We start from the raw sequence: 24393 nt of genomic DNA, 5'->3' as shown, positions 1-24393 counted from the left end.
CTGGCTATTAAGAGCTTAGCTGCCGGTCCATCTCTTCACAGAGCCAGTGGCCGATAAATATATGCGCTTCCTGAACCCTTGCGGTCTCGGTACTCGGGGCTTTTATCAGGTGATCTGCTATCGACTCTAACCTGCCGCCACTCTCCCCGGTCCAGGCCCAGCAGGTCGCTCCAATCTGTTGTGCGGCCTCAATGGCGTTGATCACGTTGTTGCTGTTACCCGAGGTCGAGAGGCCAATCACCAGGTCTTCAGGGCGGCACAGTGCTTCAATCTGCCGGGTAAACACAGAATCAAAACTATAGTCGTTGGAATGGGCTGTAAGGATTGAGCTGTCGACGGTCAGCGCAATGGCTGGCAGGGCGCGTCGTTCCGCTTTGTAACGCACGACAAACTCAGCGGCCAGATGCTGGCTGTCTGCGGCACTGCCGCCGTTACCGAGAAACAGCAACTTGCCACCGGCAGCAAAAGTTGTTGAGATCTGCTCTGCCAGTTGCTCAACATCGGCCTGAATTTCTGGCAGACGGTTAAAGGTTTGCATATGGCGTTGCAGTGCGTTTTCAAATGACATCGTTTTATCCTTACAGATCAAAGCTGAACTGTTCGCCAGCCTGTTCAGCGAAGATACCGCTCAGCACAGCATTCAGCTCAGTACCATCGCTGTCTCGCACCCAGGTTTTACCATTGAAATCAAAGTGAAAACCGCCGCTACGCGCCGCCAGCCAAAGCTGTTTAACCGGTGTCTGACGGGTGAAGATTACCTGGGTTTTATTCTCACAGATCACCGTCAGAACACCGCCGTTGTTCATAAAGTCGAGATCGGTTTCCGCCTCATCCAAAACCTCTTCAACGCGTTCCAGGGTGTCATCAACCTTCTGGTTAAATTCAGATTCGTTCATTGTCATACTCACAGGCGGAAAATTATTAGTAGGACAGAGTATATAGCAGTTCGTTCAGGTACTCATCATGGCAACGGCGCTGTATAATCGGAGGATTAATTTAATGTCAGGAATAAACACCGTGAAAGCCTGTTGGATTGCCATTTTTTTCAGTGCTCTGTTAATCAGTGGTTGTGGTCAGAAAGGTAAGCTATACCTGCCTGATGATGCGCCAAAACAGACGCAGCAATAGTCTCAATTGCCCAGCCGCTTTGAAACGGCGGAAATAACAGGCTCAGCACTCCTGAGCAGTCACCCTATTTAATACAGACAGAAGACAATGGATAATTTTCAATATCTCAACGGCCGTCTTTGTGCCGAAGAAGTGCCGGTCAGCCGGATTGCCGCAGACTATGGCACACCCACCTATATCTACTCCCGTGATGCCCTGGAGCGAGCCTATCTCGACTATGCTCAGGCGCTGGAAGGGCGCGATTCACTCGTATGCTACGCAGTGAAAGCGAACTCCAATATCGGCGTACTCAATGTGCTGGCGCGTTTGGGTGCAGGCTTCGATATTGTCTCCCTGGGTGAACTGGAGCGGGTGATTAAAGCGGGTGGCGACCCGGCTAAAGTGGTTTTTTCCGGCGTGGCTAAGCGTGAAGATGAGATGCGTCGCGCGCTGGAGCTGGGAATCCACTGCTTCAATATTGAGTCTGAAGCGGAGCTGGACCGGCTTAATAAAGTGGCGTCTGAGCTGGATAAGGTTGCGGCGATCTCCCTGCGGGTGAATCCCGATGTCGATGCCGGTACGCATCCCTATATCTCCACCGGGCTGAAGGATAATAAGTTCGGTGTTGCCATTGACGATGCGGTGCGTATCTATACCTATGCCCACAGCCTGAGTCATCTTGATGTGCAGGGCGTGGATTGTCATATCGGTTCACAGCTGACGGAGATTGCGCCGTTTCTGGATGCGCTGGACCGGTTGTTGCTGTTGATTGATACACTGGCAGAGCAGGGTATCACCATCAAGCATCTGGATCTGGGTGGTGGTCTGGGTGTGTGTTATACCGATGAGGTGCCGCCAACGCCACAGGAATATATCGCTGCTGTCATTGAAAAGTTGGGCGCACGGCCGTTGAAACTGATCTTTGAACCGGGTCGCTCTATCGCTGCCAATGCGGGAATTCTGATCACTAAAGTGGAGTTCCTGAAGTGCACTGAGCATAAAAACTTCGCCATCATCGATGCCGCGATGAATGACCTTATCCGCCCGGCGCTATATAGTGCTTATATGGAGATTATTCCGGCAGAGATGCGTGCAGAGGGTGAAGCTCGTCGCTTTGATCTGGTGGGGCCGGTATGCGAATCAAGTGACTTTCTGGGTAAAGACCGGGAGCTGAACATTGAAGCGGGTGATCTGCTGGCTGTCTGTTCTGCCGGGGCTTATGGGTTTGGCATGAGTTCTAATTACAATACCCGTAACCGGGCAGCGGAAGTGATGGTGGATGATAACCAGGTGCACCTGATCCGCAAGCGCGAAACGATTGTTGACCAGCTGCGTGGTGAAACCGTTTTACCGGGCTAAAAGCGGACGCTAAGATCATGTGAGTGAATTCATTTATATGATCTGCTGAATACGCGTTGCGAATAAGCCCGACAGAGAAGGCAACACACTGTCCGAACAGTGCGCCTTAAGAGATGACTATGTTAGTTCGATTTACAAAAATGCATGGCCTTGGCAATGACTTTCTGGTGCTGGATACCGTTACCCAGAAAGTGAAGATCAACTCTGCGATAGTGGCGCGTCTGGCCGATCGTAATTTTGGTGTGGGTTTTGATCAGATGTTGATTGTCGAACCGCCCACTAATCCAGAGATGGACTTCCGTTACCGGATCTTCAATGCGGATGGCAGTGAGGTGGAACATTGCGGCAATGGCGCCCGGTGTTTTGCTAAATTTGTTCGCGATAAGCGGCTGACCGCTAAAGAAACCGTGGCGGTAGAAACCCAGAAAGGGCCGATCTATCTGACCATTACCGAAGATAAGCAGGTGGTGGTGGATATGGGAGTGCCCGTACTGGAACCTCAGCATATTCCGTTTAGTGCAGATCACCAGGCCGCTACCTATCCGATAGAGGTTGGTGGACAGACCGTGCAGATTAGCGCGGTGTCGATGGGCAACCCCCATGGTGTGTTAGTGGTTGATGCGGTTGACACTGCGCCGGTTGAAACCTGGGGGCCCGCATTGGAATCACACGCTAAGTTCCCGGCGAAAGCGAATATTGGATTTATGGAAGTAATCAGCGGCGCGGAGATTCGTCTGCGTGTCTATGAGCGGGGCGCGGGAGAGACCATGGCGTGCGGTACCGGAGCCTGTGCTGCGGTGGTCGCTGGACGTCTGCGTGGTCTGCTCGACGATAAAGTAACGGTGCACCTGCCCGGTGGCTCTCTCGTGATTGAGTGGCCCGGCGAAGGTGAGCCGCTGATTATGACCGGACCGGCAACCACTGTGTATGAAGGGCAGATTTTTATATGAGTGATAACACGTCAACAGAGATGCTGCAGGCTGCTATCAGCCCCGAGCAGGTGGCTGAATATCTGCTAGAGCATCCGGATTTCTTTAGCGGCAATGAGTATCTGCTGGAGAAGCTCTACGTCCCCCATCAGCGCGGCGATACCGTGTCGCTGGTGGAGCGTCAGACCAGCCTGTTACGTCAGAAAAACAGAGAGCTACACGACTACCTTGGCGACATGATCGGCGTTGCCCGGGAAAATGATATCCAGTTCAGCAAAACCAAGAAGATGGTTCTGGCGCTGATGGATGCAGAAACCCTCGATGATGTGGCGGTGGCGATTGATGAGAGTCTGTGTCAGGACTTTAACAGTGATACCACTGCGCTGGTGCTGTTCAGTGATCAGCGGGAAGACCTGAGTAATCTGCGTCTGCTGCCACGGGGTGACGCTGCGGCAATCGATGCGTTGGTGGATCAGTCCCAGACCCGCTGCGGTAATCTGACCGAGCTGCAAAATCAGTTCATGTTCCGCGATCAGGCGTTTAAGGTGAAATCCGCTGCTGCGGTGCCATTGGTAAAAGGTGAAACCCTCGGATTACTGGCGATTGGTAGCTTTGATGCAAGTTACTTTCAGAGCAATCAGGGCACCCTGTTCCTCGATTATATCGGTCAGGTTCTCAGCCGGGTGGTGTCGCCGCTGTTGCAGGATCGCAAGGCCTGATTGATGAGCTTTTTCTAATATGAACTCTGGCAACGCTGCTCTGGATGGGTTCTATACCTATCTGAGCAGCGAACGGCAGTATTCCCGTCATACCCTCAGTAACTACCGGCGCGATCTTGGCCGACTGCAGGACTACCTGCAACACAGCACCCTGTTTCCCGATGGCAAAGTAGACTGGGCGCGGATCGAAGCAAAGCATATCCGCAACTTTGTTGCCTGGGTGCACCGCGAAGGCCTGGGGGGCAAAAGTATTCAGCGGTTACTCTCCGCGATCCGCAGTTTCTACAAATATCTGCACCGGGAAGGGCTGGTGAAGCAAAACCCGGCCCTCGGTATTCAGGCACCGAAGAGTCCACGGCGGTTACCCCAGACCCTCGATGTTGATCAGCTTAACCAGTTGCTGGAGAGTGATGCGGGTGAAACCGATCCGCTGGAATGTCGTGATCAGGCGATTCTGGAACTGATCTACTCCTCCGGGCTGCGTTTATCCGAACTGGTCAGTCTGGATCTGCACAGTATCGACTGGCAGGAAGCCAGCCTGCGGGTGGTGGGTAAAGGCTCCAAAGAGCGCCTGTTGCCGATTGGTCGCAAGGCGATGCAGGCGCTGGATCACTGGCTCGATCTCCGTGATAGCATGGCGCGTCCGGAAGAGATGGCGCTGTTTGTCAGTCAGCGGGGCACCCGTATCAGCTCCCGGAGTGTGCAGTTACGCGTCGACCGTCGGGCAAAGATGCAACATACTCAGGGGAAGGTGTATCCGCACCGCTTGCGTCACTCCTTTGCCAGCCATATGCTGGAGTCCAGTGGTGATCTGCGCGCGGTGCAGGAACTGTTAGGGCACTCGGATATTTCCACCACCCAGATCTACACCCATCTTGATTTCAGGCACCTGATGGATGTTTACGATAAAGCCCATCCCCGCGCCCATAAACAGTCGCACAACAAGGCCGAAAAAGACGATGATTAAATGTATAACCTTCGATCTGGATGACACCCTCTGGGCGGTTGATCCGGTGATTGTCGAAGCCAACAATACGCTGTATCACTGGCTCAGTGAGCACGCGCAACTGTTTGTGCAGTGTTTTCAGTTAAGTGATTTTGAACACCTGAAACAGCGCGCGTTGCAAACCTTTCCTGAGATCGGCCACAGCGTGACCCAGATTCGTCTGAAACAGCTGGAGATCGGTCTGGAGGAGGCTGGTTATCCCCATGAGCAGGCGGTGGCGCTGTCGCAACAGGCGTTCGACGTGTTTATCGAAGCGCGCAATCAGGTCGAGCTGTTTGAACATGCCCGGGCGATGCTGGAACAGCTGAAGCAGGCCGGTTATCTGATTGGTGCACTGAGTAATGGTAACGCCGATGTGAATCGGGTGGGCTTAGGTGATATCTTCGATTTTGCCCTCAACGCCGATGGCGTCGGTAAAGAGAAACCGCATCCGCTGATGTTTGAACAGATGTTACACAGCCAACGGTTGCGGCCGGAACAGGTGATCCATATCGGTGATAACCCCCACCACGATATTGTTGGCGCGCAGAATGCCGGTTTGTGGACTATCTGGGTGAATCTGGATAACCGGGTATGGCCAGAGGGCGATCCGGCTGACCGCTCGGTCACCTGTCTGAGTGATATTCCCGAAAGTGTGGCGCAGATTGCTGCGATCGCTGATCATCGGGCAACCCTTTAGGAATCATAATGGCAGAGCAAACCCCTCCTAATCCGTTACCGCAGAATCAGATAAACCTGAGCTACAACTCCGTCGAGGATCGTATTCTTATCCGGGCATATGAACAGGGTAAAGAGTACCGCGCCTGGTGGACCCGCAGATTAGCACTGCGGGTTTACAAACTGTTCAACGAGCATACGTTTCCTACTGAAAACAGTGCCAGCCATCTGCAACCGGAACAGTTGCAGAGTTTGGGGGATATCGAAAAGCATGGTGCTGTTGAGCAGGCTGATTTCTCCACCCCGTTCCAGTCGGATGCTAACCATTACCCTCTCGGTGAGGAGGGTATTCTGGTGCAGCGCATTGATATTAAAACCGTCGATAAGCTTGTCCGGTTTATCATGCTGCCGACGGAAGGAGAGGGGATGACCCTGACACTGCCGCCGGGGCAACGCTACTCCTTTGAGCATATGTTGCAGCGGGTGATGGTGGCGGCTGAATGGATTCAGGATAAACCGGCAGATAGTGCCGGTGTGCCACTGAAACCGATACAGGCGCACTGACTAACCCTCGGTTAGTCGTTGGGCCCGCCGATAACCGGCAATCAGTGAGCCGGAGACAATCGCCAGACAGGCCAGCAGCAGGGTGAGATCCGCCGGCGCAAGACCAGCCATCACCAGCAGCAGCGCTGAGATCAGCGGCGCTGAATACGCCAGCACACCGAGCAACTGCAGGTTGCCATGTTTAACGCCATAATCCCAGGTAAAGAAGGCGATGCCCACCGGGCCGATGCCTAAACCCAGTACGCCGATCCACTGCGCGGTGGAGTCGGGCCACACGGTGGTTTCCCACAGCCCGTGACACAGTAAAGCCAGTACCGCCGTCGCCCCACAAAACCATCCCGCCGCATCGGTGGAAACCTGTTTTACCAGTCGACTCAGCACTGAATAACCAGACCAGATAAAGGCGCAGGTCAGCGCCAGCAGATAACCACTGAGATAGTCCGGGTTGAAACCGTCGCTTCCCTGCCCAATCAGCAACCAACAACCATAGAGCGCAATCAGCGCGCCGAACAGGTGACGCTTTAGCAGGCTTTCGCCGGGTAGCAGGCTGGCAAACAGAACGATCAGCAACGGCCACAGATAGGCGATCAGACTGACGCTGACCGCCGGGGCTTTGGTCATCGCCAGGAAATAACAGAAGTGATAACCAAAATAACCGCCAACCCCCAACAGCCAGGCCAGTTTAGGTTGCCGCAGGTGACGCAATCCCAGGTTTCCCTGGCGCCACCAGTTCAGGGACATCAGCAGAAAGGCCAGAGCGAAGGTCATCGCCATCATCTGAAACGGCGGAATTCTCCCTTCGGTCAGGCGGGTCAGCAGGGCAAGCGTGCCCCATAGCAGTATGGAGACAGCGCCGATCAGGGTGGCCCGGAGTGTTTCGGTTAGCATTTTTAAATCTCTCAGCAAAAAGTCTCAGCAAATAGTCACAGCAGCATAGCGCCACGGGCCATCGGGTTCTTCACCATTCAGGCGAAACTATTTGCCGCAGCGGCGGAAATAACTGGGAGGAATCGCGAAATGTTTGCGAAAACGGTCGCTAAACGCGGCCAGGCTGCTATAGCCGACGGCATCAGCGACCTGCTGCACCGTGAGGTTTTGCTGCTCTAACAGCTGCCATGCATGCTGCATGCGCTTTTCGATCAGATATTGCAGCGGTGTCATCCCCAGTTGTTGACGAAACAGCTCACTCAGCTGGCGGGGACTCAGACTGGCAACCTGTGCCAGCTGACCGATGCTGATCTCTGTGTTGAAATGATGATCGAGATAATTCTGTGCGGTGGCGATACGACGATCCAGTTTTAGCTTTTTACCGCACTGCTCCTGTAGTAACTGAATTAACAGTAACAGCATCTGCCGCTGAGTACTGACTGAGTTGTACTGCTGTAGTTGCTGGTGCAGAAAGCGCACATACTGATTGAGTGCCGGGCTTAGCTGGATAAAGGCGGGTAGTTGTTCAAATTCCGGGGCGAGCTGATAGGGGATATCCGCCACCACAAAACAGTTATCCTCAGAGCCTGAAAAACCATGTTCCTGCCCTGCACTGATGATGGCAGCCTGATGAGAGTCGACCAGCCCGGCCTGCTTACCCACAGAGATATCCAACTGACCGCTGACCGGTAAGACCAACTGATGGTAATCATGCTGGTGGTTATCGGTCTCAGCGCTATAGCTGCGCAGATCAAGGGTCAGGTTGTTGAGTTGCATGTGCATATTCCCAGCTATGAATCGCCAGTTTTCTCTCCGGCGACCAGCGGTAGTTGCCGCTTTCGCCACTTTCGCGGATCACCCGGTGACAGGGGATCAGGTAACCAATGATGTTGGCTGCCACGGCACTGCCAATGGCCCGCTGTGCTTTTGGTGAGCCGGTGGCCGCCGCGAGTTGAGAGTATGAGCACAGCTGTCCCGGTCGGGTATCCAGCAATGCTTCCCATACCTTAATCTGAAAGTTAGTACCCCGCAGTAACAGGTGTAGTTTGCCCGGTTGCGGCGTGCTTGGGAATATCTTTTCCAACAGGGCTAACGCACCCGCGTCATCGGCAATCACGGTTGCATTGGGCCACTGCTGCAACAGTTCTGCGCTGCGCTCAGTCAGGTCTTCATCGAGAAAAGCCAGGTAGCAGAGGCCGCGGCGGGTCCAGCCTGCCAGCACCAGACCAAAGGGGGAGGGGGCCAGGCCATAATGCAGCTCTACCCCGGAGCCTGCGGCTTTGATCTCACCAGGTGTCATCGCTTCACAGCTGATCATCAGATCATGCAGACGGCCGCCACCGGAGAGGCCAGCATCGTATGCGGCTGTCAGACTATCGGAGGATGCTTTCAGGGCGTTAAGGGCATGCTCTTTGGTGAGATACTGGAGGAATCGTTTCGGCGATATTCCTGCCCAGGCACTGAACAGCCGTTGCAGGTGGTATTCGCTCAGCTGCACCGCGGCGGCAATCTCAGCCAGTTCCGGTTGGTTTTGGGCGTGATTGCGGATGTAGCGGATCGCTGCGGCAACGGTTGTATACTGCTGAGTGGATTGGTCAGACATAAGTGGTTCCCCGGTTAAGCCACATTGTTCCATGTAGACGCTATCTGTTTAGTGTCGGCGATCTTTTCTGTCAGGGCTACCCGATTGTTGCGCTGAATGGTTCAGGGGGCCAGGGCTAAAAAACTTATTCGTCGAGAAACTGTTCCAGCAGGTCGTTGAGAAACAGCCGTCCATGGGCGGTAGGAGCGAGAATTTCAGAGTCTGTTTCCATCAGCCCCCGTGTGCGGCAGGTTTCAACCATCGGAGTGATCGATTCCAGTGACAGTCCGGTACGCTGGCTGAACAGCTCGGCATTGACGCCATTATTCAGGCGCAGCGCATTCATCATAAACTCAAACGGGCGCTCTTGCAGACTGAGATCCTGTTCGCCGGAAATTGGGTTGAGGGCGTCCATATAGGCTTTCGGCTGACGCTGTTTCCAGCGGCGGGTAATCCGGTTTTGCTCTGGCCAGCTGATCTTTCCATGGGCACCGGCACCAATGCCTATATAATCGCCAAACTGCCAGTAGTTAAGATTATGTCGCGACTGGCGGCCGGACTGACTATAAGCGGAGATCTCATACTGCTGGTAGCCGTGGCTTGCTAACAGTGCCTGGCCCTGTTCCTGGATCGCCCACAACGCTTCATCTTCTGGTAGCTCCGGTGGCTTGCTGAAAAACTCGGTGTTGGGCTCGATGGTCAACTGATACCAGGATAGGTGAGTGGGCTGGAGTTCAATGGCCTGCTGCAGATCGGCCAGGGCCATCTCCGGTGTCTGTTGCGGCAATCCGTGCATCAGATCGAGATTGAAGTTATCGAAGCCGATCTCCCGGGCCTTACCGGCGGCATGCAGGGCGTCATTACGGTTATGAATCCGCCCCAGTTGCTGTAATCGGGCACTGTCAAAGCTCTGTATACCAATTGATAAACGGTTTACACCCGCTTGCCTGAAGCCGGCAAAACGCACCTGTTCGAAGGTGCCGGGGTTGGCTTCCATGGTGATCTCGGCATTGGCCGCCAGGGGCGTGCGTGCGGCTATGCCGCTGAGTATCTGCTGAATTCCCGGGGCATCAAACAGACTGGGTGTGCCGCCGCCGATAAAGATTGTTTCGATCTCCCGTCCCTGTACGCCCGGTAGTTCCTGCTCCAGATCCCGCATCAGGGCATCGATATAACGCTGTTGCGGGATCTCGTCTTTGACGGCATGGGAGTTAAAGTCGCAGTAGGGACACTTACGCACGCACCAGGGGATATGGATATAGAGCGATAGTGGCGGCAGACTGAGCATGTTAAAGGTAGGCCGGGATCTGCTGGATCAGTTGTTGTACCGCCAGTCCCCGGTGGCTGATCTTATTTTTCTGCTCTGGCGGTAGCTGAGCTGACGCGATATCAAGCCCGGGCACTAAAAACAGAGGGTCATAGCCAAAACCGTTTTCACCCTGAGGCAGTGGCAGGATATGCCCCTCCCAGCTGCCCTGGCAGATGAGCGGCGTCGGGTCTTCTGCATGACGCATAAACACCAGTACACAGCGAAACCGGGCACTGCGTTGTTCCGGCGAGGTGCCTTCGAGTAACTGCAGCAGCTTGTGGTTGTTATCCGCATCGCTGGCACCCGGTCCGGCAAAACGGGCAGAATAGATACCAGGTGCACCGTTGAGTGCGTCTACTTCCAGTCCGGAGTCGTCTGCCAGTGCCGGTAAACCGGTCAGCTGGCAGGCATGCCGCGCTTTGAGAATCGCATTTTCAACAAAACTCAGGCCGGTTTCATCCGCATCCGGCACACTGAAATGAGATTGGGGCACGACCTCTACCCCCAGCTCTCCCAATACCTGATTAAACTCTTTCAGCTTACCTTTGTTGCCACTGGCCAGCACGATTTGACGGGTCATAGCGAAACCTTGTCTTCAGAGGGTTATTGACCCATTAGTCGATATAAAAACGCTGCTCAAATGTGATGGTATAGGCAGGCTGATTCGGATCTGGCTGAACCTGCAGATTGAAACGCAGCACCTGATCATCGGTAAAACCAAAGTCGCCAATATAGTAAAGCGCTCCGGTTTCTTCGATCTTCTGAAAACTCATAGTCTGCTTCTGCGAGATCAGGTTGGTGACATCACCTGAGACTATCGCCGAGACCGGTTGAGTGCTGCCATCGGCCTGTTTCTGCAGTACCGAGATATTGATAAGCCCTTTGGTTTTTCCCCGCTGGATGCCATAGGACGCGGCAACATCCGGCTGGATAAAACTGCTATTGAAGGCGTTGTAGTGAATCATATAATCGCCATGAGCAACCATCTGCTCTGCGCTTGCCGAGGTACTGACGGTAGCGCTTAGCAGCCCCGCGATAATCACCAGCGCTGCCATTGCTTGTTTAATAAGTCCAGTGTGCCAGGTTGGCATTTTCATACTTTTTCTCCCTATCGGGTGATGCGGTAGATTGCGATTTCGCCCAGCATATTGGGCCATAACCGGATCGACCAGTGATGTTTATGTTCATTGTCCACGACGGTGCGATCAAGGATATGAATATTGCGCTCGACGCAGAGCTGCTCAAAATCCTTGAAGGTACAAAAATGGATGTTAGGTGTGTTGTACCAAGTATAGGGCAGGAACTTCGATACCGGCATTTTTCCCCGAAATGCCAGATAGCCCCGGGCACGCCAGTGGCCGAAGTTAGGGAAGGTGACGATACACTCCTTACCGATGCGCAGCATCTCATCGACAATCTGATCCGGACGGTACATTACCTGTAGCGCCTGAGTCATGATTACGGTATCGAAACTGCTGTCATCAATACTGGCAAGCCCCTCGTCGATATTCTTTTCAATGACGTTAACACCTTTCCCGATACAGGCGGTGATGTTGTCATGATCCAGCTCTACGCCGTAACCGGTAATTTTTTTCTGCTGTTGCAGAAAAGCCAGTAGTTCACCATTACCGCAGCCAAGATCGAGTACTTTACTGCCGGGGGTTATCCATTCCTGAATAATGTCCAGATCCGCTCGCATCAGTTGTTCTCCTTACCGGTGACGGGAATGTCGTTGGCGACCTGCTTCATATAGGCTGAATAGATATCCATATATCTCGGGTTAGGGATCAGGAACGCATCATGGCCGTGGTCAGAATCAACTTCGGCATAACTGACCTGCTTTTCAGCGGTCACCAAGGCATCGACAATCTCCCGGGAGCGTTCCGGGGAGAAACGCCAGTCGGAGGTAAAGGAGATCACCATAAACTTGCACCGGGTATTGCGAACCGCGTCCGCCAGGTTATGACCGTAATCAGCTGCCGGGTCAAAATAATCCAGCGCTTTGGTCATCAGCAGGTAGGTGTTGGCGTCGAAGGCGGTGGAAAAGCGCTCGCCCTGGTAGCGCAGGTAGGACTCAACCTCAAACTGCGGGTTGAAATCGTAACTGATTTTGCCTTCTTTCAGTTCCCGGCCGAACTTCTCCCGCATGCCATCATCGGACAGGTAGGTAATATGGCCGAGCATCCGGGCCAGCATCAGGCCGGTTTTGGGCACGTTGCCATTCTCGTAGAAGTGGCCATTGTTAAAGTCCGGATCGCGGGTGATCGCCTGTCGGGCAACCTCATTAAAGGCAATATTCTGGGCACTGAGTTTCGGTGCTGCCGCGATAATCAGACAGTGGCGGATGCGTTGCGGATAGTTGATCGCCCATTGCAGCGCCTGCATCCCTCCCAGGCTGCCACCGACGACTGCGGCCCATTGCTGGATGCCAAAGTGGTCTGCCAGGCGGGCCTGACTTTCAACCCAGTCCGGTACGGTCATGATGGGAAAGTCCGGGCCAAAGGGCTTGCCGGTTTCCGGGTTAATACTCTGAGGGCCGGTGGAGCCGTGACAGCCCCCCAGATTATTCAGACCGATAACAAAAAAGATATTAGTATCGATCGGCTTGCCCGGGCCAATAGCAGAATCCCACCAGCCAGGTTTGCTCTCTGCTTCGCTATGATAGCCGGCAAGATGATGGTTGCCGGATAGCGCATGGCATACCAGAATGGCGTTGGACGCATCGGCATTCAGTGTGCCATAGGTTTCTATCACCAGCTCGTAATTATCGAGCTGACGGCCACAGGCTAGTGGTAGTGGTTGGTCAAAACAGATTGTCTGTGGGGTGACGATACCGACAGAATCTTGAGGAAATGATTGAGGCATAATTCTCACTTAACGCTGATAACTCGAAATAAGGTGCTACTGATCTACCCGGTCGAGCTTCACATTTCGTACAGCAAGGACTGACTATCAAGAATCAGATAGCCTGCCGGGCGGTAATTATGCAGAGATCTCAGTATCACGTTAGTTATGCTCAATCGTTAATGGTTCAGGAATTTTTTTCGGGTCATCAATCCTGACCCGTTTCTGTCGGCCCAGCTCGCCACTGAGAATAGTGACCGAACTTTTTGCCACGCCAAACTGTTTTGCCAGAAATTTTACCAGATGGGCATTGGCTTTGCCCTCTATTGGTGGTGCCGTAATGCGAATTTTAACACTGTCATCATGCAGCCCGACAATCGCGTCATTGCTCGCCTTAGGTTGCAAACGACAGCTGATGATCAGACTGTCGCCTTGCCAGCTATAAAATTCAGCCATCACCGGTCTCAGAGCAGGAATTGGGTTAAGTTGCCTAGCTGGGAGCGTGCGATCTGGATGACGAAGAATATCAGAATAGGTGACAGGTCCAGCCCTCCCAAAGAGGGGATCACTCTGCGTGCCAGGCCAAATACAGGCTCAGTCAGCTGGGTAATCAGTTGTGGTCCGGGGTGGTAACTGCCGGGGGCAACCCAGCTGATAATGACGGAACCGATCACCGCATAAAAATAGATATCCAGAATCGTATTCAGCACCCCGACACCTGATAGCACCAGTATGGCAGTCAGGTTTGCACCAATCCCCTGACCTTTGAGCAGCAGGATAAACGCCCAGATCGCTATGTTGACCAGAAATGCCAGCAGCAGCGGTGAAAGATCGATATTGGCGGGGCGCGGAAGAATACGTTGTAATGGCGCCAGCGGCATTGCGGTAATCTTAACCACTGCCTGACAGATCGGATTGTAGTAATCGGCCTTAGCGATCTGTAACAAAAATCGCAGCACGATAATAAATACATAAAGCTGGCCGAACAGCTGAATGATTGAACTGAGAGGATCCTGTCCCATTGTCTCTGTTCCTGTGCAGATGTCTGATTGGTGTTGGTTCTGTGTCTGGCTCAGACTCTGAATTATAGCGCCAGAATGCAGACCCGATTATAAAGTCGAGCTTTTAAGACCAGAGTATAGAGCCTTTCCCGGTCACTATGAACCGAAGAAAGGCTTTTTATATCATTTGCTTATTTGCCCAGTTCCTCTCCCAGGGCGGCAGAGCGGTCATAGCAGGCCTGCATGCCGTTAGCGATAATCTCTGGCAATCCCTGATCAATAAAGGTGAGTATTGCCCGTTCTGTCGTGCCTTTAGGTGAAGTCACACGGCGGCGCAGTTCTGCCGGTTCTACATCGCTCTGGCTGGCCATCTCTGCCGCGCCCAGAGCGGTCTGAATGGTCAGTTGCTGTGCGACTTCGCGGCTCAGCCCCAGCTTTTCTCCTGCGGTCACCATCGCTTCCATCATCAGAAAATAATACGCCGGGCCACTGCCGGACACCGCTGTCACTGCATCCAGATGCGCTTCGCTTTCAACCCACATGGCGATGCCAGTTGCGGTCATAATCTGCTCAGTCTGACTGCGTTGCGCATCATCCACCCGGGCGTTGGCGTAGAGACCGCTGGCGCCCTGTTTAACCAGCGCCGGGGTGTTTGGCATGCAACGAACCAGTGCGATATTGCCGCCCAGCCACTGTTCCAGACTGCTGCACAGAATACCTGCGGCTACCGATACGATAAGTGGTTGGTGATGTTGAACGGCAGCAGCCATCTCCATTGCGACCGCTTTAAGCACCTGCGGTTTGACTGCCAGGATAACAATATCGGCTTCTGCGACGGCCTCATTGTTATCGGTGGTGGTATTAAGCCCCTTTTGCTGCAGATCAGACATCTTGTCCAGTTGGGTATCACAGGCCCAGATTTTCTTCGCCGGATAACCGTTGCTGACCAGTCCGCCGATGATCGCCCGGGCCATATTACCCGCGCCAATAAATGCTAATGTTGGTTGTGTGCTCACGTCTGCTTCCTGATCTTAAAAATTAATGATTACTGGAATGGTTACTGTAGTCCCGCGGGCCAAACAGTGCAGTGCCTATACGCACAATGGTGGCGCCCTCGAGAATGGCAGCCTCCATATCAGCGGACATCCCCATCGACAGTGTATCCAATGGCTGATCCGGCAGTTGCTGTTGTAGTGTCTGCAGCAGCGCTTGCATCTGTGCGAAGGGGCGTCGCTGCAGTTGCGGATCATCGTTACTGGCCGGAATGGCCATTAATCCCCTTAAACTGATATTTTTCAGTGCCGCAACCTCAGCGGCCAGTGCCGGCAGATCTGCTGGCAGAGCCCCGGATTTGCTCGTTTCTTCACTGATATTCACCTGCAGGCAGATGTTCAGTGGTGCCATTCCCGCAGGCCGCTGATCACTGAGTCGCTGAGCTATCTTAAAACGGTCAACACTGTGAACCCAATCGAAGTTTTCAGCGATTGGCCGGGTTTTATTGGACTGAATCGGGCCGATAAAGTGCCAACCGATATCCAGATCCTGTAGCGCTTCGATCTTGTCCAGGGCTTCCTGAAGATAGTTTTCACCAAACGCCCGTTGCCCGGCTGACCAGGCCTGACGCAGTTCATCGGCTTCACGGGTTTTACTCACCGCTAGTAATTGAACTGTTTGCGGCTGGCGGTTGGCCGTTTCTGCCGCCGCCTTGATCTGGGAATGTAGCTTTTCTAAGCGATCTGTAATCTGTGTCATATTGTAACAACTAGAGATTGGCTATGATGGGTGATTCTGATAAAACTGATATAGTGCAACCCTTGCGAGGGAAGCCGCTATAATACCAGAGAACATTAATTAACCTGTGAATATTTCCCCTGTGTTTGGGTGATCTGGCAGGTTTTGGCATCGTTTAGAACTGTTTTATGGTAAATCATAGTAAAAACTGTCCAAAATAGGCGTAAGGACTTTATATGCCCGGTTGCAGCTTTTATTATGACTAAGGGCCAGTGACGCGGTATGCAAAACCTTCAGAATTAAGGTTTTGACGCTTACAGAAAATCAACGGAGCTGCTTGCAGATCCCCTATATACCTGAGAAGCCATGGATATTACAGAACTCTTATCGTTTACCGTTCAGCAGGGAGCATCCGACCTCCATATAACCGCTGGTATGCCGCCGGTTATCCGGGTGGATGGTGAGGTCCGCAGAATTAAGCTGCCTTCTCTGGAACATAAGCAGGTTCATACGCTGATTTATGACATCATGAACGACAAGCAGCGTAAGGACTATGAAGAACGGTTTGAAACCGACTTTTCCTTCGAAGTGCCGGGTCTGGCGCGCTTTCGTGTCAACGCCTTTAACCAGAATCGAGGTGCTGCGGCGGTATTCCGGACCATTCCCAGTAAGGTTCTGACGATGGATGACCTGGGTATGGGTCAGGTGTTCCGTAATCTGTCCGATAATCCCCGGGGGCTGGTGCTGGTGACCGGCCCCACCGGTTCCGGTAAGAGTACCACTCTGGCGGCGATGGTGGACTACATCAATGAAACCCGCAATGAGCATATTCTGACCATCGAAGATCCGATAGAATTTGTTCATCAGAGTAAAAAATGTCTGGTTAACCAGCGTGAGGTGCACCGGGATACGCTTGGTTTCGAGGAAGCCCTGCGTTCAGCGCTGCGTGAAGACCCGGATATTATCCTGGTAGGTGAGATGCGGGACCTGGAGACTATCCGGCTGGCACTGACCGCGGCCGAAACCGGTCACCTGGTGTTTGGCACCCTGCACACCACATCGGCGGCTAAAACTATCGACCGTATTATTGACGTGTTTCCGGCAGCAGAGAAATCGATGGTGCGTTCCATGTTGTCTGAGTCCCTGCAGGGCGTTATCTCTCAAACGCTGTTGAGAAAGCCGAAAGGTGGACGGGTTGCGGCCCATGAGATCATGACCGGCACCCCGGCGATTCGTAACCTGATACGAGAAGATAAAGTGGCACAGATGTACTCGGCGATTCAGACCGGTGCCGCCTACGGAATGGTGACGTTGGATCAGTCGCTGACCGATCTGATGAAAAAGGGCCTGATCACCCGTGAAGCAGCGCGTGCGAAAGCGCTGAATCCTAATAATTTTTAAGGCGGAGCGGATATTTTGGATATTACCCAGCTACTTAAGGTTATGACTGACCGACAAGCATCCGATCTGTTTATTACTGCCGGTGCCCGTCCCAGTATAAAGGTGGACGGTACCATCAAACCGTTAACCAAAGAGGCATTGAAACCCGCCCAGGCGCGCTCGCTGACCTACAGCACCATGAATGACAAACAGCTGGCCGAGTTTGAGGGTACCCGCGAGTGTAACTTCGCGATCAGTGCGCCGGGGATTGGCCGTTTTCGTGTCAGTGCTTTTTTTCAGCGTAACTCGCCCGGTATGGTGCTGCGTCGCATTAATACCTATATCCCTTCAATGGAAGAGCTTAACCTGCCGCCGGTGCTGAAAGACCTGGCGATGACTAAGCGCGGACTGATACTGTTTGTTGGCGGTACCAGCACCGGTAAATCCACCTCGCTGGCATCGATGATCGATTACCGCAACGCCAATACGGCAGGTCATATCATTACCATTGAGGACCCGATTGAGTATATCCACGAGCATAAGCAGAGTGTGATTACCCAGCGGGAAGTGGGCCTGGATACCGATTCATTTGAAGTAGCTCTGAAAAATACCCTGCGCCAGGCACCGGATGTGATCCTGATGGGTGAGATTCGCAGTGCGGATACCATGGGGTATGGTCTGACCTTTGCTGAGACTGGCCACCTGTGTATGGCGACGCTGCATGCGAACAACTCCAACCAGGCGCTGGACCGGATTATCAGCTTCTTCCCACCGGAACACCATGCGCAGATCTGGATGGACCTGTCGTTGAATCTCAAGGCGATTATCGCGCAACAGCTGTTACCGACTAAAGATGGTAAAGGTCGTAGAGCAGTCATTGAAGTACTGATTAATACGCCGCTGATGCAGGACCTGATCCGTAAAGGTGAGGTGCATGAGCTGAAAGAGGTGATCAAAAAGTCCACCAATCTGGGGATGCAGACCTTCGATCAGGCGCTCTACAATGAGTATAAAGAGGGCACTATCACCTATGATGTTGCCATTGCCCACGCCGATTCGCCGAACGACCTGCGTCTGATGATTAAACTCAACTCAGATACGAATCCTGATCTTGATGGCGGCACCGATGATTCCGGCTTCTTCCTGCAGGATGATGATGACTTCCTGCATAATGCAGGTCAGTTGGATGTCAAAGGGATGTAATCGTTTTAGTTGCTTTGAAAATTAAAAAAAACGGCGCATTCGATGCGCCGTTTTTTGTTTCTGCAGATCGCCATCTGCTTATCTCCGGGAGATTCGCGCTGACTATTGCTGAAAAACTACGTTGCCCTCCAGCAGGGTGTAACGCACCACGCCTTTAAGCGGGAAACCCATAAAGGGGGTGTTTGCGCCCGCAGAACGGCGATTCTCTGTTGTCAGTACCCAATCCTGCTGCGGATCGAAGATACAGATATCGGCAGTGCTGCCGGGGGTCAGGGTGCCGAGATCCAGGTTGAGTACGCTGGCCGGACCGGAGGTCAGTTTAGCCAGCATCTGCGGCAGCGAGATCAGCTCCTGTTGTACCAGCATCAGTGATAGCGACAGCAGGGTTTCCAGCCCGGTCATACCCGGTTCGGTGGCGGCAAAAGGGGCTTGTTTGGCGGCCAGTTCATGGGGCTGGTGGTCAGAACAGATCGCCTGGAAGCCATCTGCAACCAGAGCGTGGCGCAATCCTGCGCGATCAAGCTGACTGCGTAGCGGCGGAATCAGATGAAAGTTAGGGTCGAAACCGCTGACATTTTCATCGGTCAGCAACAGATTCTGGATGGCAATATCTGCGGTCACCCGCAGTCCGCGGGCCCGGGCATCCATCACCATTTTCACTGAGCGTTCGCAGGATAGCTGACCAAAGTGTGCTTTGACACCAGTTTGCTCAATCAATAACAGGCACCGGGCAACCTCGATTGTTTCGGCACTTTCCGGAATGCCGCTCAGACCCAGGCGGGTACAGGTGGTATCGTCATGCATAGTGCCACCGGCCGCCAGATCAGCATCCTGTGGCTGAAAAATAACCAGCAGATCATGGGTTGCGGCGTACTCCAGGCAGCGTGACAGTGTCAGTGAGCTGTGGATCGGTTCGCGGGCGTTGGTAAAACCGATGCAGCCGGCTTTGCTGAGCCCATACATCGGGCTGAGTTGTTCCCCTTTCAGCTCCTGTGTCAGCGCCCCTATCGGCAATACCCGGGCGTTGCCCGCCTGTTTTGCCAGGTCCTCAATCAGGTCGATGACCGCGGTGTTGTCGGCAATCGGTTTGGTCATCGGAGGCATACACAGGGTGGTGATCCCTCCGGCCGCAGCCGCAGCGGTTTCACTGGCGATGGTGCCTTTGCGGCTGTAACCAGGCTCGCGCAGATTGGCGCAGAGGTCGATCAGACCGGGGCTGACCACCAGGTTGCTGGCATCGATCTCCTGGTCAGCCATAAATTCGGCAGGGGGTTGACCGATGGCGGCGATTTTACCGTCGCTGATGAACAGGTCAGTAATCTGGTCCAGATTGTTGGCGGGGTCGATAACACGACCGTTTCTGATTGCAATATTCATCGTTTTCACCTTACTCACTTTCCCGCTCCGCCTGATGCTCTGTCATCTGGCCACCCATCGCCATCGACATCACTGCCATGCGCACGGCAATACCGTTGGTTACCTGCTTTAGAATCATCGATTTTGGCCCGTCGGCAACCGAGGTTTCAATCTCTACGCCACGGTTGATCGGACCGGGATGCATAACGATGGAGTCCGGATGGGTGAGTTTTAACTTCTCTTCCGTGAGACCGTAGAGGGTGTAGAACTCGGATTCACTGGGCAGCAGAGCGCTCTGCATCCGCTCTTTTTGCAGTCGCAGCATCATCACCACATCGACATCTTTCAGGCCTTGCAGCATATTGGTATAAACGGTAACGCCCAGCGCTTCTATATGTCGTGGCAACAGGGTGGTGGGACCAATCACCCGGATCTCTTTCGCCCCCAGGGTGCGCAGCGCATGAATCTGTGACCGGGCTACGCGGGAGTGCAGGATATCGCCAACAATTGCCACGGTGAGATGTTCGAATCCGCCTTTGTGCTGGCGGATGGTGAGCATATCCAGCATCGCCTGGGTTGGGTGAGCATGGCGACCATCGCCGGCATTGATCACGGCAACATGAGGCGTGACATTGCTGGCGATATAGTGAGCTGCGCCACTGTCAGAGTGACGCACGACAAACATATCTGAGTGCATCGCTTCCATCGTCATCAGGGTGTCTTTCAGGGTTTCGCCCTTAGAGGTTGATGAGGTTTTGATGTTCAGGTTGAGCACATCGGCAGATAGACGTTTTGCCGCCAGTTCAAAGGTGCTGGCGGTACGGGTGCTGGCCTCGAAGAACAGGTTGACGACCGTTTTACCCCGTAGCAGCGGCACCTTTTTCACCTGCTGCGCGCTCATATCGACAAATGAATCTGCCGTGTCGAGGATCTCTGTCAGCATCTCCCGGCTCAGCCCTTCGGTGGTCAGAAAGTGTTTTAGCTGACCGGCGCTGTTCAGCTGGATCAGGTTGGGATCTTGTTGTTCAAACATGTCAGATTCCAGGGTGGGTTAGAGGTTGTCTTTTTTGCGAATCTCCAGTGCCAGAGGCACCGGGCCGGTCAGTTTTACCAGTTCATCATCAGCGAGATGCAATGTATCGCCGGTGACATCTGCCTGAATCGGCAGCTCGCGACGATTCAGGTCCAGCAGGGTGACCAGGGTAATGGATGCCGGGCGGCCGTAGTCAAACAGCTCGTTCATCGCGGCCCGTATCGTTCGTCCGCTCATGATGACATCATCAACCAGAATGACATGCCGGTCTTCTGTGGCGCTTGGCAGTGCCGACGGCTGAACTTTAGGGTTCAGGCCGACCCGACTAAAGTCGTCGCGATAGAAAGAGATATCCAGTGTTCCCAATGGATCCTCTATATTCAGCTGCTGATGCAGATGCTCTGCCAGCCAGACACCGCCGGTATGAATGCCGATCATCATGGGATTGTCGATCTGTCGTGCTGTGATCAGCGTTTTCAGATCTGCAGCCATTTTGGTTAGCAGGTGATCCACTTTAATTACGCCCGATACCATAAAGGTCCTCCAGTCGGGTTTCACTGGATATCAGCTGGTCTGATTCAAACCAGCTTTCCAGAATCAATTGTGCGGCGATGCCGTCAACGGAATTTTCTTTAAAATTACTGCTGCCCCCCCGGGCCAGGCTGATCTTCTTGGCTTCGCGGGTGGAAAGACGCTCATCCATCAGGTAGCAGGGGAGTTGGCAGCGTTCTTTGAGACGGTTGGCAAATTTTCGTGCTCTGCGGGACATATCGCTGATGCTGCCATCCATGTTCAGAGGGATGCCCACAACGATAGCCACCGCTTGCCACTCGGAAATTAACTTTTCAATCACGGACCAGTCGGGGATGCCGTCGCGGGCGCTGACCGGAGGTAAGGGCGAAGCCGTCCCGGTAATAGCCTGACCTGCAGCGATGCCTATCCGTGTGGTGCCGAAATCAAAGCCTATAACTGGACCTGATAGTGTGATCATTCCGCTTCTTTGAGTGGGTTAGTGGTGAGGTGACCGGTCAGGCGTGGCCGCTTTGTGAGGTTAACAGGTCAAGGTTGACCCCCAGAGTCGTTGCCGCGGCCTGAAGTCGCTCTTCAGCCGGAGTGCGGAACATTATATCTAAATTAGCCAGGCAACTTAACCATACATTTTCAGATAGCTCCTGTTCCAGCTGTCCGGCCCCCCAGCCGGCATAGCCTAATGCCACCAGAAACTGTTCGGGACCCCTGTTTTCGCTGATAGCCTGAAGAATATCCATCGACGTGGTCAGTGTAAGCTCACCGGTGATGTGGTAGCAGGAGTCCCACTCATTCGCCGTGCGGCAGTGTAGGATGAAGCCGCGATCATCCTGCACCGGTCCGCCAGCATAAACCGGCGCGATCTGATCACCGTGATAACTAAAATCAAGGTGTTGCAGTAACTCATTCAGATCGATCTCAAGCGGGCGGTTAATGATGATCCCCATGGCACCAGATGCGTTATGTTCGCAGATATAGATGACAGCTTGAGCGAAGTTAGGGTCGTCCATATGGGGCATGGAAATAAGGAAATGACCCTGAAGGCTGCCGGGCAGGTAGAGAGAGGGGGTTTCTGAGGTCATAGTGAATACCTGCTCTTGAGCCGCGCCAGAGGATATACTGTACTGTATAACGTCTTCAACGCGTAGCCTTCTAACGTTTAGTATATCCGCGCGGTTTTCTCAAACTTCCAGGTACGGATAATCTCCAGCTGGTCGGTGTTTTTGCGCATCTCCATGGGGAATTTCTGGAACGGTGCTGCCAGCTGCACAATACGGACTGCGGCATCGTCTAGAATCCGGTTGCCAGAGGAGTGCAGGATTTTGATCTCCTTGACGCTGCCGTCAGGCAATATGCTGACCATCATCCGTAAACTGCCGTAGAGCTGATTCTGCTGTGCCTCCTGGGGGTAGTTGAGGTTGCCGACGGATTCGATCTTGCGCCGCCAGTTCGCCAGATAGACGGCATCGCTGTGGCTTTTGGTGGATGCAGAGGTGAGGCGTTTTACCCGTGGCCGCTTGGCATATTCCTGACGCTGAAACTCCAGCTGGGCTTCCAGACTGGCGATTTCCAGACTGCGCGACAGCAGCGATTGAGAGCTGCCCGGTGCAGGTGGTGGAGGTGTCGACTGCTGATGCTGTTGCGGCGCATCGGAGACCTGTTTATCCCGCTTTGCCGTGGTAATGATAACCTCTTGCTCGGGGGCGTTGACGGTCTGTTGATCAACTGTTTCCGCGATAGGGGCTGGCTCGACAGCCGTTGTCTGTATCGGTGTCGCTGCGATATCGGTAGGTGGCGTCAGCGGCTGCAGTGCCGCCGTTTCCTGGATGGTCTGATGTTGAAAATCGGCAATTTCACGGGTTGCCGGCAGAGCTTTCTCTTCCAGTTGGCCGCTGCCCTGCTGATCGGCCTGTGCGATAAAGTCAGCCTCTTCCGGTGGCTTCTCACTTTGGTACTGCGCCAGTGTGATCTCAAGTGTCTGTGCCGGGGGGATATTCGGTGTAACCGCAAAGCCGATCCCCAGAATGGCGGCGGCATGTACCGCCACTGCGAGAAACAGAGTGAAACCGAGCCGATCAGCTGCGGAAACAGCGGCAACAGCCTTACTCATAGTGTCTTCCTGATACCGGGGGGAATAACATCGCTCTTATGCACAGTCCTGATTAAGCTTCGCTTCGATGACATCCATCAGCTGCATGCCGATATCCAGACCGAACTGATTATCCAGTTCGCGGATACAGGTGGGGCTGGTGACGTTGACTTCGGTGAGGTAGTCACCAATCACATCGAGACCGGCAAACAGAATGCCTTGGGCTTTCAGTGTTGGGCCGACCTGTGCGGCGATCCACTGTTCCCGCTGGGTGAGGGGGCGGCCTTCGCCACGGCCACCGGCGGCCAGGTTACCACGGGTTTCGCCGTTGGTCGGGATGCGCGACAGGCCGTAGGGAACCGGCTCGCCATCCACCATCAGAATCCGTTTATCACCATCGACGATCTCCGGCAGGTATTTCTGCGCCATAATCGTTTCGGTGCCAAATTTGGTCAGGGTTTCAATGATGACGCCAAGGTTTACGCCCTGCTCCTGAATGCGGAAGATCGAGGTGCCGCCCATGCCATCCAGTGGTTTGAAGATGACATCTTTAAACTCGGCATGGAACTCCCGAAGCAGGTCGTCGCGGCGGGTGACCAGCACCGGCGGACAGCATTGCGGGAAGTGAGTAGCAAAAATCTTCTCGTTATAGTCCCGCAGCGCCTGCGGGCGGTTCACCATCAGTGTTTTGCCCTGGGATGCGGCCATTTCTAACAGGTGGGTGGTGTAGATAAACTCGTTGTCGAAAGGCGGATCTTTACGCATCAGCACTACATCAAGCGTACTCACTTCCTGCACCTGATATTCACTGCGTTCGAACCACTTTTCCGGATTCATATCGACCGTCATCGGCGCCATCTTGGCGAGGACTTTACCATCGCGCAGGTAGAGATCTTTCTGTTCCATGTACCAGATCTCCCAGCCCTTGCGTTGAGCCGCCCATAGCATCGCCAGTGAACTGTCTTTCTTGAAGCTGATGGCCTCGATCGGGTCCATCACAATGCCGATTTTAACTGTCATTGAAGCGCCTTGTTTATCTGTATTCGATATCTATAAATTAGAGCGATTC

At 53.6% G+C, this 24393-nt stretch carries 30 protein-coding genes; 9 read left to right on the top strand and 21 right to left on the bottom strand.

From position 1 onward, the window contains the following. Positions 1-7 precede the first annotated feature (7 nt). On the bottom strand, positions 8-568 hold the full coding sequence (locus Q0499_RS06515) for a D-sedoheptulose 7-phosphate isomerase (RefSeq protein WP_299197442.1): 561 nt from the start codon (positions 566-568) through the stop codon (positions 8-10). A gap of 10 nt (positions 569-578) precedes the next feature. Then, positions 579-896 (bottom strand): iron donor protein CyaY, encoded by a 318-nt coding sequence (gene cyaY / locus Q0499_RS06510; RefSeq protein WP_299197440.1) that lies wholly within the window; start codon positions 894-896, stop codon positions 579-581. Positions 897-1017: 121 nt separating this feature from the next. Between cyaY and Q0499_RS06505 the strand changes: the two genes are divergently transcribed. From Q0499_RS06505 to Q0499_RS06475, 7 genes are all read left to right on the top strand, one after another. Then, positions 1018-1128, top strand: coding sequence for a lipoprotein (locus Q0499_RS06505; protein WP_299197531.1), 111 nt, complete (start codon positions 1018-1020; stop codon positions 1126-1128). A gap of 87 nt (positions 1129-1215) precedes the next feature. After that, on the top strand, positions 1216-2466 hold the full coding sequence (gene lysA / locus Q0499_RS06500; protein WP_299197438.1) for a diaminopimelate decarboxylase: 1251 nt from the start codon (positions 1216-1218) through the stop codon (positions 2464-2466). Positions 2467-2585: 119 nt separating this feature from the next. Further along, on the top strand, positions 2586-3416 hold the full coding sequence (gene dapF, locus Q0499_RS06495; RefSeq protein WP_299197435.1) for a diaminopimelate epimerase: 831 nt from the start codon (positions 2586-2588) through the stop codon (positions 3414-3416). Beyond that, the gene (locus Q0499_RS06490) at positions 3413-4114 is read left to right on the top strand and encodes a DUF484 family protein (RefSeq protein WP_299197432.1); all 702 of its coding nucleotides are present in this window, start codon (positions 3413-3415) and stop codon (positions 4112-4114) included. The genes dapF and Q0499_RS06490 overlap by 4 nt, the downstream gene beginning before the upstream one ends. A gap of 19 nt (positions 4115-4133) precedes the next feature. After that, positions 4134-5081, top strand: coding sequence for a tyrosine recombinase XerC (xerC, locus tag Q0499_RS06485; RefSeq protein WP_299197429.1), 948 nt, complete (start codon positions 4134-4136; stop codon positions 5079-5081). Continuing rightward, positions 5074-5799: an HAD family hydrolase gene (locus tag Q0499_RS06480; protein WP_299197427.1), complete on the top strand. Its 726-nt coding sequence runs from the start codon at positions 5074-5076 to the stop codon at positions 5797-5799. Before xerC ends, Q0499_RS06480 begins: the two co-directional genes overlap by 8 nt. Before the next feature lie 8 nt (positions 5800-5807). Next, positions 5808-6341, top strand: a complete 534-nt coding sequence (locus tag Q0499_RS06475; RefSeq protein WP_299197425.1) for a hypothetical protein — start codon at positions 5808-5810, stop codon at positions 6339-6341. Here the strand turns inward: Q0499_RS06475 and Q0499_RS06470 are convergent, their stop codons facing one another. The 12 genes from Q0499_RS06470 to Q0499_RS06415 form a co-directional block, all read right to left on the bottom strand. Continuing rightward, positions 6342-7229, bottom strand: coding sequence for an EamA family transporter (locus Q0499_RS06470; protein ID WP_299197422.1), 888 nt, complete (start codon positions 7227-7229; stop codon positions 6342-6344). An 87-nt stretch (positions 7230-7316) separates the two neighbouring features. Then, a complete protein-coding gene (locus tag Q0499_RS06465; RefSeq protein ID WP_299197420.1) occupies positions 7317-8045 on the bottom strand; it encodes an AraC family transcriptional regulator in 729 nt (242 codons plus the stop codon). Continuing rightward, on the bottom strand, positions 8020-8871 hold the full coding sequence (locus Q0499_RS06460) for a methylated-DNA--[protein]-cysteine S-methyltransferase (protein ID WP_299197418.1): 852 nt from the start codon (positions 8869-8871) through the stop codon (positions 8020-8022). Before Q0499_RS06460 ends, Q0499_RS06465 begins: the two co-directional genes overlap by 26 nt. A 124-nt stretch (positions 8872-8995) precedes the next feature. After that, a complete protein-coding gene (hemW, locus tag Q0499_RS06455; protein WP_299197416.1) occupies positions 8996-10138 on the bottom strand; it encodes a radical SAM family heme chaperone HemW in 1143 nt (380 codons plus the stop codon). 1 nt (position 10139) lies between these two features. Beyond that, positions 10140-10739 (bottom strand): RdgB/HAM1 family non-canonical purine NTP pyrophosphatase, encoded by a 600-nt coding sequence (rdgB, locus tag Q0499_RS06450; RefSeq protein WP_299197414.1) that lies wholly within the window; start codon positions 10737-10739, stop codon positions 10140-10142. Positions 10740-10773: 34 nt separating this feature from the next. After that, on the bottom strand, positions 10774-11256 hold the full coding sequence (locus Q0499_RS06445) for a DUF4426 domain-containing protein (protein WP_299197412.1): 483 nt from the start codon (positions 11254-11256) through the stop codon (positions 10774-10776). Positions 11257-11267: 11 nt separating this feature from the next. After that, positions 11268-11858, bottom strand: a complete 591-nt coding sequence (metW, locus tag Q0499_RS06440; RefSeq protein WP_299197410.1) for a methionine biosynthesis protein MetW — start codon at positions 11856-11858, stop codon at positions 11268-11270. After that, positions 11858-13024 carry a homoserine O-acetyltransferase gene (locus tag Q0499_RS06435; protein ID WP_299197406.1) on the bottom strand — a complete coding sequence of 389 codons (1167 nt, stop codon included), beginning with the start codon at positions 13022-13024 and terminating at the stop codon, positions 11858-11860. The genes metW and Q0499_RS06435 overlap by 1 nt, the downstream gene beginning before the upstream one ends. Positions 13025-13165: 141 nt before the next feature. Beyond that, the gene (locus Q0499_RS06430; RefSeq protein WP_299197404.1) at positions 13166-13459 is read right to left on the bottom strand and encodes a DUF167 domain-containing protein; all 294 of its coding nucleotides are present in this window, start codon (positions 13457-13459) and stop codon (positions 13166-13168) included. An 8-nt stretch (positions 13460-13467) separates the two neighbouring features. Then, positions 13468-14025 carry a YggT family protein gene (locus tag Q0499_RS06425; protein ID WP_299197402.1) on the bottom strand — a complete coding sequence of 186 codons (558 nt, stop codon included), beginning with the start codon at positions 14023-14025 and terminating at the stop codon, positions 13468-13470. Positions 14026-14195: 170 nt separating this feature from the next. Next, positions 14196-15020, bottom strand: coding sequence for a pyrroline-5-carboxylate reductase (proC, locus tag Q0499_RS06420; RefSeq protein WP_299197400.1), 825 nt, complete (start codon positions 15018-15020; stop codon positions 14196-14198). A gap of 22 nt (positions 15021-15042) precedes the next feature. Next, positions 15043-15756, bottom strand: a complete 714-nt coding sequence (locus Q0499_RS06415; RefSeq protein WP_299197398.1) for a YggS family pyridoxal phosphate-dependent enzyme — start codon at positions 15754-15756, stop codon at positions 15043-15045. A 345-nt stretch (positions 15757-16101) separates the two neighbouring features. Here Q0499_RS06415 and Q0499_RS06410 point away from each other — a divergent pair, with 345 nt between their 5' ends. Together Q0499_RS06410 and Q0499_RS06405 are read left to right on the top strand one after the other, a co-directional pair. Next, complete coding sequence (locus tag Q0499_RS06410) at positions 16102-17136, top strand: type IV pilus twitching motility protein PilT (protein ID WP_299197397.1); 1035 nt, start codon at positions 16102-16104, stop codon at positions 17134-17136. Between the two features lie 15 nt (positions 17137-17151). Next, positions 17152-18318: a PilT/PilU family type 4a pilus ATPase gene (locus Q0499_RS06405; RefSeq protein WP_299197395.1), complete on the top strand. Its 1167-nt coding sequence runs from the start codon at positions 17152-17154 to the stop codon at positions 18316-18318. A 102-nt stretch (positions 18319-18420) separates the two neighbouring features. Here Q0499_RS06405 and Q0499_RS06400 read toward each other — a convergent pair whose 3' ends face one another. The 7 genes from Q0499_RS06400 to gshB form a co-directional block, all read right to left on the bottom strand. Next, the gene (locus tag Q0499_RS06400; RefSeq protein WP_299197394.1) at positions 18421-19695 is read right to left on the bottom strand and encodes a dihydroorotase; all 1275 of its coding nucleotides are present in this window, start codon (positions 19693-19695) and stop codon (positions 18421-18423) included. 10 nt (positions 19696-19705) lie between these two features. Beyond that, positions 19706-20707: an aspartate carbamoyltransferase catalytic subunit gene (locus Q0499_RS06395; RefSeq protein WP_299197393.1), complete on the bottom strand. Its 1002-nt coding sequence runs from the start codon at positions 20705-20707 to the stop codon at positions 19706-19708. Between the two features lie 18 nt (positions 20708-20725). Further along, on the bottom strand, positions 20726-21241 hold the full coding sequence (pyrR, locus tag Q0499_RS06390) for a bifunctional pyr operon transcriptional regulator/uracil phosphoribosyltransferase PyrR (protein WP_299197391.1): 516 nt from the start codon (positions 21239-21241) through the stop codon (positions 20726-20728). Continuing rightward, positions 21222-21698: a Holliday junction resolvase RuvX gene (ruvX, locus tag Q0499_RS06385; RefSeq protein WP_299197389.1), complete on the bottom strand. Its 477-nt coding sequence runs from the start codon at positions 21696-21698 to the stop codon at positions 21222-21224. Before ruvX ends, pyrR begins: the two co-directional genes overlap by 20 nt. Before the next feature lie 37 nt (positions 21699-21735). Continuing rightward, positions 21736-22317, bottom strand: coding sequence for a YqgE/AlgH family protein (locus Q0499_RS06380; RefSeq protein ID WP_299197387.1), 582 nt, complete (start codon positions 22315-22317; stop codon positions 21736-21738). A gap of 77 nt (positions 22318-22394) precedes the next feature. Further along, a complete protein-coding gene (locus Q0499_RS06375) occupies positions 22395-23345 on the bottom strand; it encodes an energy transducer TonB (protein WP_299197385.1) in 951 nt (316 codons plus the stop codon). A 36-nt stretch (positions 23346-23381) separates the two neighbouring features. Continuing rightward, positions 23382-24344 (bottom strand): glutathione synthase, encoded by a 963-nt coding sequence (gene gshB, locus Q0499_RS06370; protein ID WP_299197382.1) that lies wholly within the window; start codon positions 24342-24344, stop codon positions 23382-23384. Positions 24345-24393: the final 49 nt, after the last annotated feature.

Source organism: uncultured Amphritea sp. (genome assembly GCF_937127095.1).
Taxonomy (GTDB): domain Bacteria; phylum Pseudomonadota; class Gammaproteobacteria; order Pseudomonadales; family Balneatricaceae; genus Amphritea.
The sequence above is the reverse complement of the archived record's forward strand: the minus strand, read 5'-3'. Positions and strand labels throughout refer to the sequence as shown.

Excerpts from the sequence above, each read along its gene's own strand:
- Q0499_RS06515 (WP_299197442.1), bottom strand. The coding sequence starts at position 568 with ATGTCATTTGAAAACGCACTGCAACGCCATATGCAAACCTTTAACCGT.
- cyaY (WP_299197440.1), bottom strand. The coding sequence starts at position 896 with ATGAACGAATCTGAATTTAACCAGAAGGTTGATGACACCCTGGAACGC.
- lysA (WP_299197438.1), top strand. The coding sequence starts at position 1,216 with ATGGATAATTTTCAATATCTCAACGGCCGTCTTTGTGCCGAAGAAGTG.
- dapF (WP_299197435.1), top strand. The coding sequence starts at position 2,586 with ATGTTAGTTCGATTTACAAAAATGCATGGCCTTGGCAATGACTTTCTG.
- Q0499_RS06490 (WP_299197432.1), top strand. The coding sequence starts at position 3,413 with ATGAGTGATAACACGTCAACAGAGATGCTGCAGGCTGCTATCAGCCCC.
- xerC (WP_299197429.1), top strand. The coding sequence starts at position 4,134 with ATGAACTCTGGCAACGCTGCTCTGGATGGGTTCTATACCTATCTGAGC.
- Q0499_RS06480 (WP_299197427.1), top strand. The coding sequence starts at position 5,074 with ATGATTAAATGTATAACCTTCGATCTGGATGACACCCTCTGGGCGGTT.
- Q0499_RS06475 (WP_299197425.1), top strand. The coding sequence starts at position 5,808 with ATGGCAGAGCAAACCCCTCCTAATCCGTTACCGCAGAATCAGATAAAC.
- Q0499_RS06470 (WP_299197422.1), bottom strand. The coding sequence starts at position 7,229 with ATGCTAACCGAAACACTCCGGGCCACCCTGATCGGCGCTGTCTCCATA.
- Q0499_RS06465 (WP_299197420.1), bottom strand. The coding sequence starts at position 8,045 with ATGCAACTCAACAACCTGACCCTTGATCTGCGCAGCTATAGCGCTGAG.
- Q0499_RS06460 (WP_299197418.1), bottom strand. The coding sequence starts at position 8,871 with ATGTCTGACCAATCCACTCAGCAGTATACAACCGTTGCCGCAGCGATC.
- hemW (WP_299197416.1), bottom strand. The coding sequence starts at position 10,138 with ATGCTCAGTCTGCCGCCACTATCGCTCTATATCCATATCCCCTGGTGC.
- rdgB (WP_299197414.1), bottom strand. The coding sequence starts at position 10,739 with ATGACCCGTCAAATCGTGCTGGCCAGTGGCAACAAAGGTAAGCTGAAA.
- Q0499_RS06445 (WP_299197412.1), bottom strand. The coding sequence starts at position 11,256 with ATGAAAATGCCAACCTGGCACACTGGACTTATTAAACAAGCAATGGCA.
- metW (WP_299197410.1), bottom strand. The coding sequence starts at position 11,858 with ATGCGAGCGGATCTGGACATTATTCAGGAATGGATAACCCCCGGCAGT.
- Q0499_RS06435 (WP_299197406.1), bottom strand. The coding sequence starts at position 13,024 with ATGCCTCAATCATTTCCTCAAGATTCTGTCGGTATCGTCACCCCACAG.
- Q0499_RS06430 (WP_299197404.1), bottom strand. The coding sequence starts at position 13,459 with ATGGCTGAATTTTATAGCTGGCAAGGCGACAGTCTGATCATCAGCTGT.
- Q0499_RS06425 (WP_299197402.1), bottom strand. The coding sequence starts at position 14,025 with ATGGGACAGGATCCTCTCAGTTCAATCATTCAGCTGTTCGGCCAGCTT.
- Q0499_RS06415 (WP_299197398.1), bottom strand. The coding sequence starts at position 15,756 with ATGACACAGATTACAGATCGCTTAGAAAAGCTACATTCCCAGATCAAG.
- Q0499_RS06410 (WP_299197397.1), top strand. The coding sequence starts at position 16,102 with ATGGATATTACAGAACTCTTATCGTTTACCGTTCAGCAGGGAGCATCC.
- Q0499_RS06400 (WP_299197394.1), bottom strand. The coding sequence starts at position 19,695 with ATGAATATTGCAATCAGAAACGGTCGTGTTATCGACCCCGCCAACAAT.
- Q0499_RS06395 (WP_299197393.1), bottom strand. The coding sequence starts at position 20,707 with ATGTTTGAACAACAAGATCCCAACCTGATCCAGCTGAACAGCGCCGGT.
- pyrR (WP_299197391.1), bottom strand. The coding sequence starts at position 21,241 with ATGGTATCGGGCGTAATTAAAGTGGATCACCTGCTAACCAAAATGGCT.
- ruvX (WP_299197389.1), bottom strand. The coding sequence starts at position 21,698 with ATGATCACACTATCAGGTCCAGTTATAGGCTTTGATTTCGGCACCACA.
- Q0499_RS06380 (WP_299197387.1), bottom strand. The coding sequence starts at position 22,317 with ATGACCTCAGAAACCCCCTCTCTCTACCTGCCCGGCAGCCTTCAGGGT.
- Q0499_RS06375 (WP_299197385.1), bottom strand. The coding sequence starts at position 23,345 with ATGAGTAAGGCTGTTGCCGCTGTTTCCGCAGCTGATCGGCTCGGTTTC.
- gshB (WP_299197382.1), bottom strand. The coding sequence starts at position 24,344 with ATGACAGTTAAAATCGGCATTGTGATGGACCCGATCGAGGCCATCAGC.